This is a genomic window from Plantibacter sp. M259, assembly GCF_006065115.1.
Classification (GTDB): domain Bacteria; phylum Actinomycetota; class Actinomycetes; order Actinomycetales; family Microbacteriaceae; genus Plantibacter; species Plantibacter auratus.
On sequence record NZ_CP040750.1, the window covers coordinates 3,733,992 to 3,753,007 of the forward strand.

17 protein-coding genes and 2 tRNA genes are annotated in these 19,016 nt (G+C 68.9%); 12 read left to right on the forward strand and 7 right to left on the reverse strand.

The genetic code is table 11. From position 1 onward, the window contains the following. Positions 1-47: 47 nt before the first annotated feature. The 4 genes from FGL15_RS17480 (at position 48) to FGL15_RS17495 (ending at position 4,803) form a co-directional block, all read left to right on the forward strand. A complete protein-coding gene (locus FGL15_RS17480; protein WP_138946870.1) occupies positions 48-1,049 on the forward strand; it encodes an Fpg/Nei family DNA glycosylase in 1,002 nt (333 codons plus the stop codon). 37 nt (positions 1,050-1,086) lie between these two features. Next, positions 1,087-2,640, forward strand: coding sequence for an amidohydrolase (locus FGL15_RS17485; RefSeq protein ID WP_138946871.1), 1,554 nt, complete (start codon positions 1,087-1,089; stop codon positions 2,638-2,640). A gap of 107 nt (positions 2,641-2,747) precedes the next feature. Continuing rightward, positions 2,748-4,121, forward strand: coding sequence for a sensor histidine kinase (locus tag FGL15_RS17490; protein ID WP_138946872.1), 1,374 nt, complete (start codon positions 2,748-2,750; stop codon positions 4,119-4,121). A gap of 4 nt (positions 4,122-4,125) precedes the next feature. Further along, a complete protein-coding gene (locus FGL15_RS17495; RefSeq protein WP_255467578.1) occupies positions 4,126-4,803 on the forward strand; it encodes a response regulator transcription factor in 678 nt (225 codons plus the stop codon). Between the two features lie 81 nt (positions 4,804-4,884). On the opposite strand, the gene FGL15_RS17500 is transcribed toward FGL15_RS17495, so the two are convergent. Continuing rightward, on the reverse strand, positions 4,885-5,373 hold the full coding sequence (locus tag FGL15_RS17500) for a Dps family protein (RefSeq protein ID WP_085510676.1): 489 nt from the start codon (positions 5,371-5,373) through the stop codon (positions 4,885-4,887). A 215-nt stretch (positions 5,374-5,588) separates the two neighbouring features. Here FGL15_RS17500 and FGL15_RS17505 point away from each other — a divergent pair, with 215 nt between their 5' ends. Next, positions 5,589-6,125: a gamma carbonic anhydrase family protein gene (locus FGL15_RS17505; protein WP_138946873.1), complete on the forward strand. Its 537-nt coding sequence runs from the start codon at positions 5,589-5,591 to the stop codon at positions 6,123-6,125. Here FGL15_RS17505 and FGL15_RS17510 read toward each other — a convergent pair. Then, a complete protein-coding gene (locus FGL15_RS17510; protein WP_079705708.1) occupies positions 6,122-6,313 on the reverse strand; it encodes a hypothetical protein in 192 nt (63 codons plus the stop codon). The two genes, FGL15_RS17505 and FGL15_RS17510, sit on opposite strands and share 4 nt — an antisense overlap. A 270-nt stretch (positions 6,314-6,583) precedes the next feature. On the opposite strand from FGL15_RS17510, the gene FGL15_RS17520 reads away from it, so the two are divergent. After that, entirely contained in the window at positions 6,584-7,852 is a 1,269-nt protein-coding gene (locus tag FGL15_RS17520) for an HNH endonuclease signature motif containing protein (RefSeq protein WP_138946875.1), read from the forward strand. Positions 7,853-8,176: 324 nt separating this feature from the next. Here FGL15_RS17520 and FGL15_RS17525 read toward each other — a convergent pair. Continuing rightward, a tRNA-Gly gene (locus tag FGL15_RS17525) sits at positions 8,177-8,247 on the reverse strand. 193 nt (positions 8,248-8,440) lie between these two features. On the opposite strand from FGL15_RS17525, the gene FGL15_RS17530 reads away from it, so the two are divergent. The 6 genes from FGL15_RS17530 (at position 8,441) to clpX (ending at position 13,453) form a co-directional block, all read left to right on the forward strand. Further along, a tRNA-Pro gene (locus FGL15_RS17530) sits at positions 8,441-8,514 on the forward strand. A 55-nt stretch (positions 8,515-8,569) separates the two neighbouring features. Then, on the forward strand, positions 8,570-10,036 hold the full coding sequence (gene tig, locus FGL15_RS17535; protein WP_168223430.1) for a trigger factor: 1,467 nt from the start codon (positions 8,570-8,572) through the stop codon (positions 10,034-10,036). 84 nt (positions 10,037-10,120) lie between these two features. Beyond that, on the forward strand, positions 10,121-10,627 hold the full coding sequence (locus FGL15_RS17540; RefSeq protein ID WP_138946876.1) for a tetratricopeptide repeat protein: 507 nt from the start codon (positions 10,121-10,123) through the stop codon (positions 10,625-10,627). Between the two features lie 144 nt (positions 10,628-10,771). Then, positions 10,772-11,365, forward strand: a complete 594-nt coding sequence (locus FGL15_RS17545) for an ATP-dependent Clp protease proteolytic subunit (RefSeq protein WP_056006680.1) — start codon at positions 10,772-10,774, stop codon at positions 11,363-11,365. Between the two features lie 30 nt (positions 11,366-11,395). Then, a complete protein-coding gene (locus FGL15_RS17550) occupies positions 11,396-12,064 on the forward strand; it encodes an ATP-dependent Clp protease proteolytic subunit (protein WP_056006676.1) in 669 nt (222 codons plus the stop codon). Between the two features lie 111 nt (positions 12,065-12,175). Next, positions 12,176-13,453, forward strand: a complete 1,278-nt coding sequence (gene clpX / locus FGL15_RS17555) for an ATP-dependent Clp protease ATP-binding subunit ClpX (protein ID WP_064295154.1) — start codon at positions 12,176-12,178, stop codon at positions 13,451-13,453. A gap of 72 nt (positions 13,454-13,525) precedes the next feature. On the opposite strand, the gene FGL15_RS17560 is transcribed toward clpX, so the two are convergent. The 4 genes from FGL15_RS17560 to valS are packed head-to-tail and all read right to left on the reverse strand — an operon-like array spanning position 13,526 to position 18,887. Next, the gene (locus tag FGL15_RS17560) at positions 13,526-15,559 is read right to left on the reverse strand and encodes a M3 family metallopeptidase (protein ID WP_138946877.1); all 2,034 of its coding nucleotides are present in this window, start codon (positions 15,557-15,559) and stop codon (positions 13,526-13,528) included. A 33-nt stretch (positions 15,560-15,592) separates the two neighbouring features. After that, on the reverse strand, positions 15,593-15,847 hold the full coding sequence (locus FGL15_RS17565; protein ID WP_138946878.1) for a hypothetical protein: 255 nt from the start codon (positions 15,845-15,847) through the stop codon (positions 15,593-15,595). Beyond that, entirely contained in the window at positions 15,847-16,293 is a 447-nt protein-coding gene (locus FGL15_RS17570) for a GNAT family N-acetyltransferase (protein WP_064295157.1), read from the reverse strand. The genes FGL15_RS17565 and FGL15_RS17570 overlap by 1 nt, the downstream gene beginning before the upstream one ends. Next, complete coding sequence (gene valS / locus FGL15_RS17575; RefSeq protein ID WP_138946879.1) at positions 16,290-18,887, reverse strand: valine--tRNA ligase; 2,598 nt, start codon at positions 18,885-18,887, stop codon at positions 16,290-16,292. The genes FGL15_RS17570 and valS overlap by 4 nt, the downstream gene beginning before the upstream one ends. Positions 18,888-19,016 lie beyond the last annotated feature (129 nt).

Genomic DNA, 19,016 nt, shown 5'->3' on the forward strand with positions numbered 1-19,016 from the left:
CACCGCGCGGCGCGCCGGATCGCGCCCCCACCGAGTGAGGAGTCACCATGCCCGAGGGGCACTCCGTCCATCGCATCGCCCGACAGTTCGCTCAGAACTTCGTCGGACACCGGGTCGCCGTATCGTCTCCCCAGGGGCGCTTCGCCGAGGGTGCCGCCGTGCTCGACGGCCGGACGGTCACCGATGCCAAGGCCGTGGGCAAGCAGATGTTCCTCGAGTTCGACGACGGACTGTGGTTGCGGGTGCACCTCGGTCTGTACGGCGCGTGGGACTTCGCCGGTGAGATCCGGTCGGACCCGACCATCGCCGCCTCGAACGGCCGCATGGGGCAGACGAACCAGCGCGGCACGGTGCTTGAGGACGACGATGCGCCGATCCACGATGCGGACGGGGAGAACTCCCTGCACAGCATCGGTGCACCGCGCCGGGCCAGGGTCCGGATGTCCGAGCAGTCGAGTCCACTCGCCGAGATCGACGAGCGGTTCCCGCCCGAACCGGTGGGTCAGGTGCGCGTGCGGCTGTTGACCGAGACGACCGTGGCTGACCTCCGCGGGCCGACCGCCTGCGAGGTGATCGACGCCGCCGGGGTGCAGGCCGTCATCGATCGGCTCGGACCGGATCCGCTGCTCGACCCGAGTGCGGAGGCGGGGGAGCGGTTCGTGTCGCGTGCACACCGTAAGGGTTCCCCGATCGGTCTCCTCCTCATGGATCAGCAGATCATCAGCGGGATCGGCAACGTCTACCGAGCAGAACTGTTGTTCCGCGCCCGTCTCGATCCGCACCGCACCGGGAAGACGGTCCCCGTCGAGACGCTTCGCGAGATCTGGCTCGACTGGACGCGGTTGCTCGCGATCGGGGTCGAGACCGGACAGATGATGACGATGGACGACCTGTCGGCGGCCGACTACCGCCTCGCGATGGCCAACCGCGCCGATCGCCACTGGGTCTACAAGCGGGAGGGACTGCCGTGCCGGGTCTGCGGGACGAACATCCTCCTCGAGGAGATGGGCGCCCGCAAGCTGTACTGGTGCCCGAACTGTCAGCGCTGAACCGAACCCGCCTGCCGAACCGACGAGGACCGATGTGATGACCGAGCACCGCACTGGACCCGACGGCGACCTCGTCACGACGATCGCCGACGTCCACCTGTCCGGACCGCGCCGCGGAGGTTCGTCCGACGCCGAACGGGTCGACGTCCTGCTGGAGGACGGCTCGATCGTGGCGATCCGACCCGCCGACCCCGAGGTTCTGCGTAGCAGCGACCCCGGTGTGTTGGACGGCGGTGGTGGGTTCCTCCTGCCCGGGCTCTGGGACCACCATGTGCACTTCACCCAGTGGGCGCGCACGGCCAGGCGCGTCGACCTGTCCTCGGCCGCCTCCGCCGCCGAGGCGGTCGAGTTGGTCGCTGAGCGGATCGCCCAGGAGGCCGACGGTGACGGCTGGGTCGAGGGCGCGAGGTTCCGGGACGCCCTCTGGCCGGACACGCCGACGTTCGCGCTGCTCGACGCGATCGCACCGGACCGCGAGGTCGTGCTGGTCAGTGCCGACCTCCACTGCTGCTGGCTGAACAGCGCGGCGCTCCGGGCCACGGGCTTCGCCGACCATCCCACCGGCCTGTTGCGGGAGGAGGAGTCGTTCGCCGTCCTCAAACAGCTCGACCAGGTCGCCGACGAGCTCTCCGACCGCTGGGTCGACGCCGCAGCAGATCAGGCGGCATCCCGCGGCGTCGTCGGTGTCGTCGACCTGGAGATGCGCTGGAACGCCGCGGACTGGATCCGTCGGGTCGGGAACGGGACTCGCGCGCTCCGCATCTCCTTCGGTGTGTACGCCGAGCACCTCGAGCGCGCGATCGACGCCGGGCTCGTGACCGGGGGAGTGCTCGCCGGAACGGAGGGCCTGGTGCAGGTCGGGCCGTTCAAGGTCATCACCGACGGATCCCTCAACACCCGGACGGCCTGCTGCGAAGCGCCCTATCCGGGTTCGGCTCCCGGAACCGACGCGCACGGGATGCTCAACGTCCCGCCGGAGCGACTCACCGCGCTGCTCACCCTGGCGACCGCCAACGGCCTCCACTGCGCGGTGCACGCCATCGGTGACCGCGCCAACACCCTCGCGCTCGACGCGATCGAGACGACCGGCGCGAGGGGCACGATCGAGCATGCTCAGCTGCTCCGTGCGTCGGACCTGGAGCGGTTCGCCCGGACCGGAACGGCTGCGAGTGTCCAGCCGGAACACGCGATGGACGATCGGGACATCGCCGAGGTCCACTGGGCCGGGCGCACCGACCGTGCCTTCGTGCTCCGCAGCCTCATCGACGCCGGCGCCACGCTCCGACTCGGCTCGGACGCCCCGGTCGCTCCGCTCGACCCGTGGGTCTCCATCGCCGCCGCCGTGACGCGCAGCCGCGATGGACGCGAGGCCTGGCACGGGGAGCAGGCCATCACGGTCGAGGAGGCACTGGCGGCGTCGACCAGAGGGGACGACGACGTGGTGGCCGTCGGCCGCCCCGCCGACCTCGTCGTCGTGCCGTTCGACCCGTTCTCCTGCGCACCGGAGGCCCTGCGCACCATGCCGCTCCGTGCGACGATGCTGGGTGGGCGCCTGACGGCGGCTCCATCCGTCCACGCGGCCGGGGGATAACCCCCGACCCGAACGGGGCGTCCTCTGGATGCCGTTCGTCGACGGAGCCGAACAGACTGAGGCGAGCCCGGTGCGAGAGCCGGGACCGCTCCGTCGGAAGGACCTCCATGACCACCGCCATCGGCCAGCAGCTCGACGCGTCGGCGACGCCTGAACCCTCCACGCGAGGCACACGGCGATACGGTCGGCTCTGGCGGGACGTCCCCGGATCGCTCCTGTTCCTGCTGCCGAACCTGCCGATCGTCATCGCCGGCTGCGTCGTCGCCGTGGTGATCCTCTCCCTCGGCTTCGGGCTCGCGATCCTGGGCGTCGGTCTCCTGATCATCGTCGGCGGTCTCTGGGTCTCGCGGGCGTTCGTGGAACTCGAGGTCGCGCGTCTCCGCACGACGGGGCTCCCGCCGATCCGACGAGGAGCCTGGCGGTCGTCCATCGGGACCGCGACGACGCTGGGTGCCGTGCTCGCTCCACTCGCCGGACCGCGTTGGTGGCTGGCGGCCCTGCACACGGTCCTCGTGAACCCGATCGTCGGGGGCGTCACCTGGGGGCTGACCATCACCTGGACCGTGGGTGCCGTCGCCGGCACGACGTACTGGATCTGGGCGGACCGGCTCTCGGCTGGTTCGTCCTCGGGCTTCGCGGAGCTGTTGGCTCCCACGCTGGACCCGTCGGACGCGTTGCTCGCCGACAAGCTCTGGAACCTCGCGCTCGGTGTCGTGTTCCTCGTGACGCTCCCGCTGGTCCTCCGGGTGCTGGTGCTGCTGCACCACGCCATCGCCTCCGGGCTGTTCGGTGCGCGGCCCCAGGAGGAGCTGCGAGCCGAGCTCCTGGCGGAGCGGCGTGCACGCGGTGCCGCCGTTTCGGCCGAGGCGGGCGCGGTGAGGCGGCTGGAACGGGACATCCACGATGGTCCGCAGCAGCGACTCGTCCGGCTGCAGATGGATCTCGCAGCCGCCGAACGACGCCTCGACACTGACCCCGCCTCCGCACGCTCGCTCCTGGGCGAGGCGCGCGCGCAGGCCGCCGAGACACTCGACGAACTCCGTGCGCTCTCGAAGGGCCTGATGCCGCCACTGCTGCAGGACCGCGGCCTCGTCGCCGCACTCGACGACCTCGCCGCGCGGTGTCCGGTGCCGACGAGGACGGAGCTGGCGGTCGTCTCGTCGGTGACGCTGCCTCGTGAGACGGAACGTGGGATCTACTTCATCGTCGCCGAACTCCTGACCAACGTGTCGAAGCATGCGAATGCGCGGCGAGCCGGCGTCGAGGCCCACGTGACGGTTGACCAGCAGCTGGGTTCGCGGCTCACCCTCCGCGTGACGGATGACGGTCGGGGCGGCGCGCACCTGGAACCTGGTCACGGTCTCGAAGGCCTGACCGAACGGGCGCAAGGCCTCGGCGGGAGGCTGGTGATCGAGCCGGCCCCGGTGTGGGACGGCGTCGAACGTGGCAGCGCCGTGTCGATCTCGCTCCCCGTAGGCTGAACGGGTGATCAGCCCTGACCGTGCCGGTGAAGGAGCGCTCCGCATCGTGATCGCCGAGGATTCGACACTCCTCCGCGAGGGCTTGATGCGGCTGTTCGACGAGGCCGGCTTCATCACGGTCGCCGCGTACGCCGATGCGGAGGCGCTCCAGCGCGGGCTCGCGGCGGACCGACCGGACCTCATCGTCATGGACGTCCGCATGCCGCCCACGTTCCGGGACGAAGGGGTCCGAGCAGCGATAGCGCTGCGTGCCGAGCATCCAGACCTCCCCGTCCTGCTGCTCAGCCAGTACGTCGAGACCGTCTACGCCCGGGAGCTGCTCGCGGACGGCGGGCGTGGGATCGGTTATCTCCTCAAGGACCGGGTCGCCTCACTGGAGGAGGTGCAGGACGCCATCCACCGGTTGGTCGAGGGAGGGACCGTGCTCGACCCCGACGTGGTCCGCACCCTGTTCGCAACACAGCGCGACCCGTTGGCCGGCCTGACCCCACGTGAGACGGAGGTGCTCTCCGCCATGGCGGAGGGGCGCACGAACACGGCGATCGCCGAACGCCTGCGGGTCGGTGTCGGTGCGGTCGAGAAGCACATCTCGGCCATCTTCCAGAAGCTCGGTCTCGAGGACTCCGGGAGCGACCACCGACGCGTCCTCGCGGTCCTCGCCCTGCTCCAGCGCAACGGTTGAAGGGTGACACGCGCGACGAAGGGGCAGTCACGGATGACTGCCCCTTCGTGGGTGATGCTGGCGGGTCGCCCCGCCGGGGTGCTACCGGCTGAGGTGGGCGAAGAGGAACCAGCGGTCCTTGTCGAGGCCGCGGGCGATCTCGATTGCGATGTCCTGGCTGGTCTGGTCGAGCTCGTCGAGCTCGTCGACCGCGGTGTTGACCGAGGCGGAGGCCGCGTCGATGAGGGCGATGACCTCGGCGATGGTGCGGTCGGACTGCTGGAAGCCCTCGCTCAGCTCGGGCGTGCTGGTCTTCGCGGCGACGGTGCTGAGGCGTGCGTCGACCGGAAGGCCGAGGGCGACGATGCGCTCTGCGGCGAGGTCGGCCCACTCCTGCGCGTGCTCGACGATGTCGTCGAGCAGCTCGTGGACGCCGATGAAGTTCGCGCCACGCACGTGCCAGTGGGCCTGCTTGCCGTTGACGACGATGGCGGTGAGGTCGACGACGACGGGGCTGAGGAACTGCGCGGTGCCTGCTGCGACGTCCGGGTTGGCGACGGCCTGCGGAATGGAGGTGGTGATGTCGGTCATGGTGTTTCCCCTTCGTTGACGAGTGAGGCCCTGGTCGGGCGGATTCGTCGGTCTGCTTGAATGCAACGGTACTCAGCCGCAGACATTCCGCAAGGAAGTCGAGGCTCGGCTTACGAAGGGTGCACTCAGCAAGGAAAGCCTGACCGTACCGGCGATTCACCCCGGAACGACGCGGGTTCCCGTCGGCTGGGGCCGCCTGCGATAGCGTGGCCGGTATGACGCTGCACGGTACGGTCAGGAAACTCTCAGACGGACGCTCGCCCCAGATCGACCCGAGTGCCTATACGGCACCGGGCTCCGTGCTGGTGGGCGCCGTCACGCTCGCCGCGGATTCGAGCGTCTGGTACAACGCCGTCCTCCGCGCGGACTCCGAATCGATCACGCTCGGCGCAGGGTCCAACATCCAGGACGGGGTCGCCGTGCACACGGACAGCGGCCGCCCGACGGTCATCGGACGCAACGTCTCCGTCGGACACAATGCAGTCGTCCACGGCTGCACCGTCGAGGACGACTGCCTCATCGGCATGGGTTCCGTGGTCCTGAGCGGAGCCGTGATCGGTGCCGGGTCGCTCGTCGCCGGGGGAGCGGTGGTCCTCGAGGGCATGATCGTGCCGCCCGGTTCGCTCGTCGCGGGGGTCCCGGCCAAGGTGCGGCGGGAGCTGACGGCCGACGAGCAGGAGGCGATCCGGCAGAACGCCGCACACTACGTCGCGCTCAGAGCGGTCCACGCCGCAGCCGTCGACGAGGACTAGCGGCGGCGTGCGTCGCGCTTCCTGAGGCGACGCTGCGCGGCGAGCGAGCCTGAGAGGCAGACGACGCAGCCGATCATGCAGATGAGCCCGACGCCGAGTCGTCCGGTCGCGAGTGCGTACACCCCGACGAAGAAGACGAGTGCGCCGGCCACTGTCCAGATGTGGGGCCAGATCGCGTCGAGTCGCATGCGCTCAGCCTAGGGCGTCGGGCATCGTGCGCTCCGTCCTCCTGTCGACGTGCTCAGGGTGTGACCTCCCGCTCCGGTGATCCTCTTCTCCCGGTCCCTGAGCAACCTCCTCCGGTCCCGAAGCAACCTCCTCCGGTCCCTGAGCCACCTCCTCCGGTCCCTGAGCCACCTTCCTCCGGTCCCTGAGCCTGTCGAAGGGCACACGAGCAACTTCCACAACCGGGCTGACTCGCCATCTGGAATGTCAGTGGTCCATGGTGGACTGGAGTCATGACCGAGACCACCGCCACCGCGATCCGCGTCGGCGACGAGTACGCCGCGCGCCTGGTGGAGTTCTCGGATGAATGGGCAGAGATCCACCGGCAGCAAGCCGTCCTCGACGCCCGCAAGGCGCGCCTGCTCGCCCGTTCCGCCGCCTACGCCGACGCGCTCGCCGACTCGGTCGTTCCGGCCGTGTTCCCGCCGGCCGAGCGTCTGGCGCTCTCCCGCCGCTCCACCTGCGCAGCGCTCGCGATGGCGACCCGCGCGCCCGAACAGACCGTGCAACGCGCGACGAACGACGCGGAACGCCTCGTCAACGACGCACCCACCGTGCTTGCCTCGCTCGAGGCCGGGAGCATCTCCACCCATGCGAAGACGATCACCGACCAACTCCGCGACGTCCCCACCGAAGGTCGCGCGGTGTTCCTCGCGAAGGTGCTCCCGGTTGCCGAGCAGACCACCGACGCAGAACTCCGACGGCGCGCCCGCGTCCTGCGCGAACGGCTCCACCCGGAATCGATCACCGCACGCGCCAAGCGTTCCGAGGCCGACCGCCGCGTCGAGTTCGAACCTGCCGCCGACGGCATGGCGTGGGTGCACCTCTTCACCACGGCACCCATCGCGCAGGGCATCATCGGGCGCGTCGAAGCCGCAGCGGCCGAGTCACGCAATGCCGGTGACACCCGCACGTGCGGACAACTGCAGGCGGACGCCCTTGCGGCGCTCGCCCTGACCGGCGTAACCCCGGAAGATGTGATGTCGAGCCCGGTCCTTCCGCACCCGATCGAGGTGCAGGAGCACATCACGCCGACCGTGCAGATCACCGTCCCGGCACTCACCGTGGCCGGCGTGAGCGACGCCCCGGCCACCCTCGACGGATACGGCCCCATTGACCCGGAGACCGCGGCACGTATCGCGGTGAACGCTCCCAGCTTCACTCGGATCCTCGTCCAACCTGAGACCGGCGCGATCCTCTCCGTGGGGCGGAACCAGTACCGGGTCCCGGCCGACCTGCAGCGGGCGGTGCGTTTGCGAGACGGCACCTGCCGGGCACCGGGCTGCGGCAGGCGCGCCAGGGCCTGCGACCTCGATCATTCGGTGGCGTGGGACGACGGCGGGACGACGGATGTCGGCAATCTCGCTTGCCTGTGTCGACATCACCATCGGATGAAGCACCTGCCCGGGTGGAACCTCGACCACGGACCGGGCGGGGTCCTCGACTGGACGACACCCGACGGGAAGCACTATCGGACCGAGCCGGATCCGGCACCGTTCTGACCATTTCCGGTCCCTGAGCCTGTCGAGGGGTTCCTTGTGGGCACTTCGACAAGCTCAGTGACCGGGAGAAGTGCACCGGGACCGCTCCGGTCCCTGAGCCTGTCGAAGGGCAGCTCGACACGTACGACTTCAGTGACCGGGAGAGGTGTGCCCGGACCGCTTCGGTGTCTCAGCGTGTCGAAGGGTGGCTCGTGGGCACTTCGACAAGCTCAGTGACCGGGAGAGGTGCACCGGGACCGATGGGCGCGGGGTCAGGGAGTCGCTGAACGTTAGCCGACCCGTTGCGCCTGCCTGAGCGGCGCTGCATGGTTCTGATGCGTGGAGAGGGGATGACGGGAATCGAACCCGCGTAATCAGTTTGGAAGACTGAGGCTCTACCATTGAGCTACATCCCCGAGGCGTCGCAGTGCGACGAACTCACCCGCTAATGCTACTGCATCCCGAGCGCCCATCCGTGCAGCTCCGGGTCCCGAGGCCGGTTCCGCCCCGGAAACCGCACAGGGGCCGCACAGATTCTGGGCTAGACTGACCGAGGCCATTTCGCCCGCCGCTCGTCGGTCGGGCCGGCTGGCCGGATTGTCGCCGATCCGGGGCGTAGCTCAGCTTGGTAGAGCGCCCGGTTTGGGACCGGGAGGTCGCAGGTTCGAATCCTGTCGCCCCGACTCCGTTTTGCGTCCTCAACTGAGGCAGAATCCCCGACACAGGAGAAGTAATCACGTGAAGACCACGGTCGAGAAGCTGAGCCCCACTCGCGTCAAGCTCGCCATCGCGGTGACGCCCGAGGAGCTCAAGCCGAGCATCACCCACGCCTACGGACACATCGCCGAAGACATCAACGTCCCCGGCTTCCGTAAGGGCAAGGTGCCACCGGCGATCATCGACCAGCGCGTCGGCAAGGGCGCCGTGATCGAGCACGCCGTCAACGAGGGCCTCGACGGCTTCTTCCGCAAGGCACTCGAGGAGAACGAACTCCGTCCGCTCGGCCGCCCGCAGGCCGACATCGTCGAGTGGCCGAACGAGAAGGACTTCTCCGGCGACCTGCTCGTCAACATCGAGGTCGACGTCCGCCCCGAGATCACGCTTCCTGCCTACGAGGGCCTCAAGCTCACCGTCGACGCCCAGGAAGCCGGCGAAGCCGACGTCCAGGACGAGCTCGACCGCATCCGTGCACGCTTCGGCACCCTCGTGACCGTCGACCGCCCGGCCAAGACGGGTGACTTCGCCCAGCTCGACCTGGTCGCCAAGATCAACGACGCCGAGGTCGACCGCGCGAGCGGCGTCTCCTACGAGATCGGTTCGGGCGAGCTGCTCACCGGCATCGACGAGGCACTCGACTCCCTCACCGCCGGTGAGACCACCACCTTCACCTCGCCGCTGCTCGGTGGCGAGCACGAGGGCGAGGACGCCGAGGTCACCGTCACCCTGACCGCCGTCAAGGAGCGCGAGCTTCCCGAGGCCGACGACGACTTCGCTCAGATCGCGAGCGAGTTCGACACCATCGACGAGTTCAAGGCGCAGCTGCGCGAGGTCGTCGAGCGTCAGCAGGTCATCACGCAGGGCCGCGACGCACGCACCGCGCTCGTCGACGCCATGCTCGAGGCCGCGCAGATCCCCGTGCCGGAGAGCGTCATCGAGGACGAGGTGCACCGTCACCTCGAGGGCGAGAACCGCCTCGAGGACGACGAGCACCGCGCCGAGGTCACCGAGTCCAGCGAGAAGGCCCTGCGCACGCAGCTCCTCCTCGACGCCCTCGCTGAGTCGCTCAACGTCCAGGTGAACCAGAACGAGCTCACTGAGTACCTCATCCAGAGCGCGTCGCAGTACGGCATGGAGCCCGGTGAGTTCATCGAGGCACTCGGCCAGCAGGGTCAGATCCCCGCCATGGTCGGCGAGGTCGCCCGCAACAAGGCCATCGCCATCGCGCTCGGCAAGGCCGAGGTCGTCGACTCCAACGGCAAGCCCGTCGACCTGAGCGACTTCGTCGCCGTGGTCGAGGACGAGGACGCCGCCACCGAGACTGCAGCCGACGAGACGACCGAGGCCCCGGCCGAGGACGCCGCCGACGAGGCTCCGGCGGACGCCGAGCCGAAGAAGGCCGCCGCCAAGAAGGCACCTGCGAAGAAGGCGCCCGCCAAGAAGGCACCGGCCAAGAAGGCCGCTGCCGACGAGGCCGCTGCCGAGTAGGACAGCACCAGCAGTGACGACAGGGGCGGAAGCGATTCCGCCCCTGTCGTCGTCTCCGCACACGTCAGCCGAATGGGAGCCAGCATGACGACGACCCACGCAACCGGCTGGGACGACCGCGTCGCAGCCGTCTGGGCCGACGAGACCATCGACGACGAGCAGCGCATCGCGGCCATCGACGCCCTGGCCGCCGAGCGTCCGGCGGGTGACGCCCGCGCCGCGTTCGAGGCTGCCGGTGCACGCGACTCCGCCGGCCACGAGGTCGAGGCCGAGGTCTTCTATCGCGCCGCGCTCGAGGCCGGGCTCGACGAGGAGCACCATCCGCAGGCGATCATCCAACTGGCGAGCACCCTCCGCAACCTCGGCCGGACCGCTGAGAGCGTCGTCCTGCTCGAACAGCAGCTCGCGGACGACCCGACCGGTCCGTACGGGGACGCGACTGCGGCCTTCCTGGCCCTGGCGCTCGCCAGCTCGGGGGACCCGCGCCGAGCGACCGCGGTCGCCCTCCGTGCCCTCGTGCCGCACCTGCCGCGCTACCACCGGTCCGTCCGCGCCTACGCCGACGAACTCGAGACGGATCCGCTCCGCTGAGCCCCGACGGTCGCGCGGTCCGTCCGCTCGCCGTCCGCCTCCGGCGAACCGTGCCGCCCGGGAGTCTGCCGAGGGCGAACAGGGCGTTGGTCGTGCGTCGCCTCCGATAGATTCGAACCACTGCACAACCGAAACGGAGCGATAATGGCCGAACCACAGTTCTCGCCCAGTGTCTTTGACCGCCTGCTGAAGGACCGGATCATCTGGCTGGGCGCCGAGGTCCGCGACGAGAACGCGAACGAGATCGCGGCCAAGCTGCTGCTCCTCGCCGCGGACGACCCGAAGCGCGACATCTACCTCTACATCAACTCGCCCGGTGGCTCCATCACGGCCGGCATGGCCATCTACGACACCATGCAGTTCGTGCCGAACGACATCGTCACGGTCGGTATCGGCATGGCCGCGTCGATGGGTCAGCTCCTCCTCACGGCCGGCACCAAGGGCAAGCGCTACATCACCCCGAACGCCCGCGTGCTCCTCCACCAGCCGCACGGCGGATTCGGCGGAACGTCGAGCGACATCCAGACCCAGGCGCAGCTCATCCTCGACATGAAGCGTCGTCTCGCCGAGATCACCGCGGCACAGACCGGCAAGAGCGTCGAGCAGATCAACGCCGATGGCGACCGTGATCGCTGGTTCAACGCCGAAGAGGCGCTCGAATACGGCTTCGTCGACCACCTCCGTGAGTCCGCGCTCGACGTGGCCGGCGGCGGCGGAACCGTCGACAGCGACAAGTAACCCGGCTTCGACCAGACAGGAATGCAACACATGGAGACTCCAACGTTCAGTGCGGCGGGCCGCTCGCTGCAGATGCCGGGTGCTCGCTACATCCTCCCGAGCTTCGAAGAGCGCACGGCCTACGGCTACAAGCGCCAGGACCCGTACGCGAAGCTTTTCGAGGACCGCATCATCTTCCTCGGCGTGCAGGTCGACGATGCATCGGCCGACGACATCATGGCCCAGCTGCTCGTGCTCGAGAGCATGGACCCCGACCGCGACATCGTCATGTACATCAACTCACCCGGTGGCTCGTTCACCGCGATGACGGCGATCTACGACACGATGCAGTACATCCGTCCGCACGTCATGACGGTGGTCCTCGGACAGGCGGCCTCCGCCGCTGCCGTGCTCACCGCCGCCGGTACGCCGGGCAAGCGCCTGGCGCTCCCGAACGCCCGCATCCTGATCCACCAGCCCGCCGTCGGCGAGGCCGGCCACGGACAGGCTTCGGACATCGAGATCCAGGCGGCCGAGATCCTCCGCATGCGCGGCTGGCTCGAGTCGACCCTCGCACACCACTCCAACCGTTCGGTGGAGCAGGTTAACAAGGACATCGACCGCGACAAGATCCTCTCGGCCGCCGAGGCGCTCGAGTACGGTCTCATCGACCAGGTGCTCACCTCACGGAAGAACCCGGTCGCGGCCATCACGGCCTGACCCGGCTCCCGTGCTCACGACTCGGCGCGTCATCCCAGCGGGGTGGCGCGCCGAGTTGTCGCAGGGACAGGTTAGGCTCGGAGCACCGAATCTCCAGGGAGAGGGAAAGACATGGCACGGATAGGCGAAAGCGCCGATCTGCTCAAGTGCTCGTTCTGCGGCAAGAGCCAGAAGCAGGTCCAGCAGCTGATCGCTGGTCCCGGCGTGTACATCTGCGACGAGTGCGTCGAGTTGTGCAACGAGATCATCGCCGAGCGACTCGCCGAAGCGAGCGAGGAGACGGTGAGCGAGTTCGACCTCCCGAAGCCGAAGGAGATCTTCGCGTTTCTCGAGGAGTACGTCATCGGCCAGGAGGCCGCGAAGAAGGCGCTCTCGGTCGCGGTGTACAACCACTACAAGCGCGTCCGCTCCCGCGCCACGCTCGCTCCCGCCGAGACGGTACACGACGACATCGAGATCGCGAAGAGCAACATCCTCCTCATCGGCCCGACGGGCTGCGGCAAGACGTATCTCGCGCAGACCCTCGCGAAGCGGCTCAACGTGCCCTTCGCCGTCGCCGATGCGACCGCACTCACCGAGGCCGGCTACGTCGGCGAGGACGTCGAGAACATCCTCCTCAAGCTCATTCAGGCCGCCGACTACGACGTCAAGCGCGCGGAGACCGGCATCATCTACATCGACGAGGTCGACAAGATCGCCCGCAAGGCGGAGAACCCCTCCATCACGCGCGACGTCTCCGGCGAGGGCGTCCAGCAGGCGCTCCTCAAGATCCTCGAGGGCACCGTCGCCTCGGTACCCCCGCAGGGCGGCCGGAAGCACCCGCACCAGGAGTTCATCCAGATCGACACGACGAACGTCCTGTTCATCGTCGCGGGCGCCTTCGCCGGGCTGGAAGAGATCATCTCCTCTCGCGCGGGTAAGAAGGGCATCGGCTTCGGCGCACCCCTGCACAGCAAGGGCGACGATGTGAACCTCTTCGGCGAGGTCCTGCCGGAAGACCTCCACAAGTTCGGCCTCATCCCCGAGTTCATCGGTCGTCTGCCGGTCGTCACGACGGTCACGCCGCTCGACCAGCACGCGCTCATGGAGATCCTCACGGTCCCGAAGAACGCGCTCGTCCGTCAGTATCAGCGCATGTTCGAGATCGACGGCGTCGAGCTGGAGTTCGACCAGGCGGCACTCGAAGCGATCGCCGACCTCGCCGTCCTCCGCAAGACCGGTGCCCGAGGGCTCCGAGCCATCATGGAAGAGGTGCTCGGGCCGATCATGTTCGAGGTGCCCTCCACCGACGAGGTCGCTCGCGTCGTCATCACCCGGGAGTCCGTCGTCGAGAACGCGGCCCCGACGATCGTCCCGCGTGCGGCACGCCGCCAGGAGAAGTCGGCCTAGACGACACCCGGCGGTGTACAGCCCGCCGCAGCGCCCCGGATCCTCCGGAGTAGCTGCGGCGGGCTTCGTCGTTCAGTCCTCGAGCCCGCGGCGTCGGAGGAGCGGCTCGATGACCGCGTCGCGCCCACGGAAGTCCCGGTAGGCCTCCAGCGGGTCCTTCGAACCGCCGACCCCGAGAAGCTTGTTGCGGAAGCGGTCGCCGTTCTCCCTCGTCAGTCCGCCGTTCTCCGTGAACCAGTCGACGGTGTCCGCGTCGAGCACCTCGCTCCAGATGTAGGAGTAGTAGCCCGCGTCGTATCCACCCGAGAAGGTGTGGGCGAAGTACGTGCTCGCGTACCTGGGCGGGACGGCCGGATTGTCGAGCCCGGCGGACCGGAGTGCCGCCGCCTCGAACGCCTCCACATCGTCGACCCGGTCGTCTGCACCGATGCTGTGCCACGCCTGGTCGAGCATCGCCGCTGCGAGGTACTCGCTCGTCGAGAAGCCCTCGTTGAACCCCTCGGACGCCTGCAGCTTCGCCACCAGTTCCTGCGGCATCGGCTCACCGGTCTCGACGTGCCTGGCGTAGCCGGCGAGCACCTCGGGCCACAGCATCCACATCTCGTTCACCTGGCTCGGGAACTCGACGAAGTCCCGGAAGACGTTCGTCCCGGCGAAGCGCGGGTACTCGACCTCCGCGAAGAGACCGTGCAGCGCGTGGCCGAACTCGTGGAAGAAGGTCGTGACCTCGTCGAGGCTCAGCAGGGTCGGCTCGCCGTCGGCCGGCTTCGGGACGTTCAGGTTGTTGACCACGACGGTGGGCTGGTCGAGCAGGCGGTTCTGCGAGATGAGCGCGTTCATCCAGGCGCCGCCGCGTTTGCTGTCGCGGGTGTACAGGTCGAGGAGGTACAGGCCGAGGCCGGAGCCGTCCTCGTTCCAGACCTCGAAGACACGGACGTCGGGGTGGTAGCCCCGGAGATCGGTCCGTTCGGCGAAGGTGATGCCGTAGAGCTTGGTCGCTGCGGCGAACACCCCGTCGAACAGGACCCGCTCCGCTTCGAAGTACGGGCGCATCACGCTGGTGTCGACGTCGAACCGGTTGATCCTGACCTGTTCGGTCGCGAACGGCCAGTCCCAGGCCTCGACGGTCTCGAGGCCGGTGACCCTCTCGAGCTCGCGCTGTTCCCGATCCGCGTTGCGGGCGGCGGGGATCGCCAGACGGGAGAGGAGCGCTGCGACGGCCTCCGGGGTCCCCGCGGTCTGGTCCGCGGTGACTACTGCCGCGTGCGACGGGAACCCCAGGAGCGCGGCGCGCTCGGCTCGGAGGCGGGTGATCTCGAGGACGAGGTCGCGGTTGTCGTTCGGTCCGCCGTGTGTGCCGCGAGCACGGGAGGCCGTCATGATCCGCTCGCGGACGCCACGGTGCGTCAACGACGACAGCGCCGGGTGGCCGGTCGGGAGGACGAGGGTGACGAGCCAACCGTCGAGGCCTCGCTCGGCGGCCGCCTGGGCCGCGGCGGAGATCTCGCCCGCACTCAGGCCGTCGAGCTCTGCGGCATCGGTGAGGTGGACGGCGAGCTCGTTGGTGTCGGCCAGGAGCTGCTTCTCGAATCGGGTGGTCAGTGTCGAGAGGCGGAGGTTGAGGTCGGAGAGCCGTTGCTTCTCCTCGGCGTCGAGACCGGCGCCCGCGAGCGTGTGTTCGCTGTACACGCGTCGGACCAGGTAGACCGCCTCGGCGGTCAGCTGGAGGTCGTCGAGACTCGCGTGGACCGCCGCGATCCGCGCGTACAGCACGGGGTCGAGCCTGATCGCGTCCTCGTGGGCGGCCAGCTGCGGAGCGAGCTCCTCCTCGAGTTCATTGGTGAACGCGGAGCTGTCCGCCGAACTCTGATTGAAGAAGACCGCTGCGACCCGCCGGAGGATCGCGCCGCTCCGTTCGAGCGGGATCAGCGTGTTCTCGAAGGTCGGCGCGTCGTCCTGCGCGGTGATCGCCGCGATCTCGTCGAGTTGCTGCGCGAACCCGGCGGTGAAGGCGGGGCGGAAATGCTCCTCGCGGATCTCGCCGAACGGCGGCAGCTGATAGGGGAGCGTGCTCGGCTGGAGGAACGGATTCGTGTGTGATTCCATACCTCACCCTATCCAGCGTGCCGGGGAGGAGGCTCAGTCCTCGTCGTCGTGGTCGTCGTCCGGCCGGGTGAGGCTGACGGATCCGTCCGCGTGCTGACGGATGGTCGTACCGTCGTCGAGCTCGACCACGGGCCGGCGTTCGAGCCAGGTGAGGGTCCAGCGCCACGAGGACGTGTCGACACCCTGCGCGAGCAATTCCTGCTCCTCAGCGGCGATGGCCGTCTGCACCGGCGTCGGCACGTTCTCCGGTGGCTTGGCGCCGACGGCCCAGCGAGTCCCGAGTTGCATCACGGCTCCAGGTCGTAGGTGACCCAGCTCGTGCGGGTCGCCAGCTTGTCGTACACGGCCTGTGCGCGCTCGTTGTCGGCGGCGGTGATCCACCGGACGACGCTGTGGCCGTCCGCCTTCGCGAGGTCGCGGACGTGCTCGATCAGCGCGGTCCCGACTCCTCCGGTGCGGGCGTCCTCGGCGACGAAGAGGTCGTCGAGGTAGAGCCCGGTCCCACCGGCGAGGGCACGGGGGAACACCCGATAGTGAGCGAGGCCGACGAGGGCGCCCTGTGCGTCCTCCGCGACGAGCGCGGTCAACGGGTGGGTCGGGTCGCTGAGCCAGCCCCAGACGAGGACGGCCTTCTCGTCGGTCAGGGGGTTGCCGTAGAACTCCCCGTAGCCGGAGTACAGCGCGTGCCAGGCGAACAGGTCGCTCTCGACGGCGGGACGGATGGTGACGCTCATGCGCGTGCCTCCTCGGCGTCGGCCACCGGCGTGAAGACGATGTCGCCGACCGACAGGACGTCGGCGGTGCGGAACTCGAGGGACTCGATGCGTCCGACGGCGCGGAGGTCGTCTGCGACGAGCGCGAGCAGCTCGATCGATGCGGCGGGTCCGGCGATGACCGCGGAGTCCACCGGGGTCTTCTGGGACGCCTTGGCGTCGGTCTTCGCGCGTCGGATGCCCGTGAGCGCCTCGCTCGCGAGCTGCAGCACCTGCGGTTCGCCCGCTGCGAGTCCTGCGAACTCCTCGTCGGTCGGCCAGCTGGCACGGTGCACGGAGCCGTCGTGCGTCCAGGACCAGGCTTCCTCGGCCGCGAACGGGATGAACGGGGCGAACAGGCGGAGCAGGGTCGAGAGCGCGATCCGCAGCGCGGCCACCGCCGAAGCCTGCTCAGGGCTCTCCTCGCCGTACGCCCGCTCCTTGACGAGCTCGAGGTAGTCGTCGCAGAACGTCCAGAAGAACGCCTCGGTGAGCTCGAGCGCGCGCGCGTGGTCGTAACCGGCCAGCGCACTGCTGGCGTCGGCGACGGTCTTGCGGAGCACGCTCAGCATGGCGAGGTCGACGGCCTCCGTCACCGGGGCGTCTTCACGACCGGTGAACCCGAGGATGAACTTCGAGGCGTTGAGCACCTTGATCGCCAGGCGTCGGCCGATCTTGATCTGCGTCGGGTTCTGCGGGTCGAAGGCGGCGTCGGTGCCGAGACGGCTCGAGGCCGCCCAGTACCGGACGGCGTCCGAACCGTGCTGTTCGAGCATGGCCGCCGGCGTGACGACGTTGCCCTTCGACTTCGACATCTTCTTGCGGTCGGGGTCGACGATGAAGCCGGACACGGAGGCGTGCTCCCACGGCTTCCGGTCGTACTCGAGGACGCTGCGGAGCATGGTGGAGAACAGCCAGGTGCGGATGATGTCCTGACCCTGCGGGCGCAGCGAGTACGGGAATACGAGGTCCCAGAGCTCGGGGTCGCGCTCCCAGCCGCCGGCGAGCTGCGGGGTGAGGCTCGACGTGGCCCAGGTGTCCATGACGTCGACCTCGCCCATGAACCCGCCGGGGACACCGCGCTGCGACTCGTCGTAACCGGGTGCGGCATCGCTGGACGGGTCGACGGGCAGATCGGCGTGGTCCGGCGCGATCGGCTGATCGTAGACCGGGTTGCCGTCGGCGTCGAGCGGGTACCAGAGGGGGATCGGCACACCGAAGAAGCGCTGGCGGGAGATCAACCAGTCGCCGGACAGGCCACCGACCCAGTTCTCGTAGCGCACGCGCATGAAGTCGGGGTGCCACTCGAGCTCCGACCCGAGTTCGAGGAGGCGGCCGCGGAGCTGTTCGTCGCGGGCGCCGTTGCGGATGTACCACTGGCGGGTCGAGACGATCTCGAGCGGCTTGTCGCCCTTCTCGAAGAACTTCACCGGGTGGGTGATCTGCTTCGGCTCGCCGATCAGGTCACCCGAGGCTGCGAGGAGGTCGACGACGGTCTGCTTGGCGCTGAAGACGGTCTTCCCGGCGAGCTGCGCGTATGCCTCGAGACCGGCTTCGGAGGTGATCGCCTCAGGGGCCTCCGAGATGACGCGGCCGTCGAAGCCGAGGATCGCGCGGTTGGGGAGGTCGAGTTCGCGCCACCACACGATGTCGGTGATGTCGCCGAAGGTGCACACCATCGCGATGCCGGCGCCCTTGTCGGGCTGGGCGAGGTGGTGGGCGAGCACGGGCACCTCGACGCCGAACACGGGCGTGGTCACTGTCGTGCCGAACAGCGGCTTGAAGCGCTCGTCGTCGGGGTGGGCGACGAGGGCGACGCAGGCGGGGAGGAGCTCCGGCCGTGTGGTCTCGATCTCGATGGTGCCGCCGTCTGGGCGATGGAAGGAGAGTCGACGGTAGGTGCCCGGTTGCTCCTTGTCCTCGAGCTCCGCCTGGGCGACCGCCGTGCGGAAGGTGATGTCCCAGAGGGTCGGCGCCATGGCCTGGTAGGCCTCGCCGCGGTCCAGGTTGCGCAGGAACGCGAGCTGGCTCGCCGTGATCGACTCGTCGCCGATGGTGCGGTAGCTCTGCGTCCAGTCCACGGAAAGGCCCAGCGCGCGCCAGACGGCCTCGAACTGCTGCTCGTCCTCGACGGTGAGGCGCTCGCACAGCTCGATGAAGTTGCGACGCGAGATCGGGATCTGGTCGGCGGCCTTGGTGCTCTTGTTGTCGCCACCCTCGAACGGCGGGGTGAAGTCGGCGTCGTAGGGGAGCGTCGGGTCGCACCGGACGCCGTAGTAGTTCTGGACGCGGCGTTCGGTCGGCAGGCCGTTGTCGTCCCAGCCCATGGGGTAGAAGACGCGCTTGCCGGTCATCCGCTGGTAGCGGGCGATGACGTCGGTGTGCGTGTAGCTGAAGACGTGACCGATGTGCAGGGAGCCGGATGCGGTCGGCGGCGGGGTGTCGATCGAGTAGATGCACTCACGCGTGGCGCCGTCGCGCTCGAACCGGTAGGTCCCCGCGGACTCCCAGGAGGAGCCCCACTTCTGCTCGAGACCTTCGAGGGCCGGCTTGTCCGGGATGCTGGCAGCGGTCATGAGGCGATCTCCTGCTGATATGTGCGGCACCGTGTCTGCGTGCCTGAGTGTGTGGGAACATCCCATACTATCGCAGGGGACCGGGAGGACGCCGGACCGCAGACCGTCATCGTCCGCCGATAGCATCGG

Excerpts from the sequence above, each read along its gene's own strand:
- FGL15_RS17480 (WP_138946870.1), top strand. The coding sequence starts at position 48 with ATGCCCGAGGGGCACTCCGTCCATCGCATCGCCCGACAGTTCGCTCAG.
- FGL15_RS17485 (WP_138946871.1), top strand. The coding sequence starts at position 1,087 with ATGACCGAGCACCGCACTGGACCCGACGGCGACCTCGTCACGACGATC.
- FGL15_RS17490 (WP_138946872.1), top strand. The coding sequence starts at position 2,748 with ATGACCACCGCCATCGGCCAGCAGCTCGACGCGTCGGCGACGCCTGAA.
- FGL15_RS17500 (WP_085510676.1), bottom strand. The coding sequence starts at position 5,373 with ATGACCGACATCACCACCTCCATTCCGCAGGCCGTCGCCAACCCGGAC.
- FGL15_RS17505 (WP_138946873.1), top strand. The coding sequence starts at position 5,589 with ATGACGCTGCACGGTACGGTCAGGAAACTCTCAGACGGACGCTCGCCC.
- FGL15_RS17510 (WP_079705708.1), bottom strand. The coding sequence starts at position 6,313 with ATGCGACTCGACGCGATCTGGCCCCACATCTGGACAGTGGCCGGCGCA.
- FGL15_RS17520 (WP_138946875.1), top strand. The coding sequence starts at position 6,584 with ATGACCGAGACCACCGCCACCGCGATCCGCGTCGGCGACGAGTACGCC.
- FGL15_RS17540 (WP_138946876.1), top strand. The coding sequence starts at position 10,121 with ATGACGACGACCCACGCAACCGGCTGGGACGACCGCGTCGCAGCCGTC.
- FGL15_RS17545 (WP_056006680.1), top strand. The coding sequence starts at position 10,772 with ATGGCCGAACCACAGTTCTCGCCCAGTGTCTTTGACCGCCTGCTGAAG.
- FGL15_RS17550 (WP_056006676.1), top strand. The coding sequence starts at position 11,396 with ATGGAGACTCCAACGTTCAGTGCGGCGGGCCGCTCGCTGCAGATGCCG.
- clpX (WP_064295154.1), top strand. The coding sequence starts at position 12,176 with ATGGCACGGATAGGCGAAAGCGCCGATCTGCTCAAGTGCTCGTTCTGC.
- FGL15_RS17560 (WP_138946877.1), bottom strand. The coding sequence starts at position 15,559 with ATGGAATCACACACGAATCCGTTCCTCCAGCCGAGCACGCTCCCCTAT.
- FGL15_RS17565 (WP_138946878.1), bottom strand. The coding sequence starts at position 15,847 with ATGCAACTCGGGACTCGCTGGGCCGTCGGCGCCAAGCCACCGGAGAAC.
- FGL15_RS17570 (WP_064295157.1), bottom strand. The coding sequence starts at position 16,293 with ATGAGCGTCACCATCCGTCCCGCCGTCGAGAGCGACCTGTTCGCCTGG.
- valS (WP_138946879.1), bottom strand. The coding sequence starts at position 18,887 with ATGACCGCTGCCAGCATCCCGGACAAGCCGGCCCTCGAAGGTCTCGAG.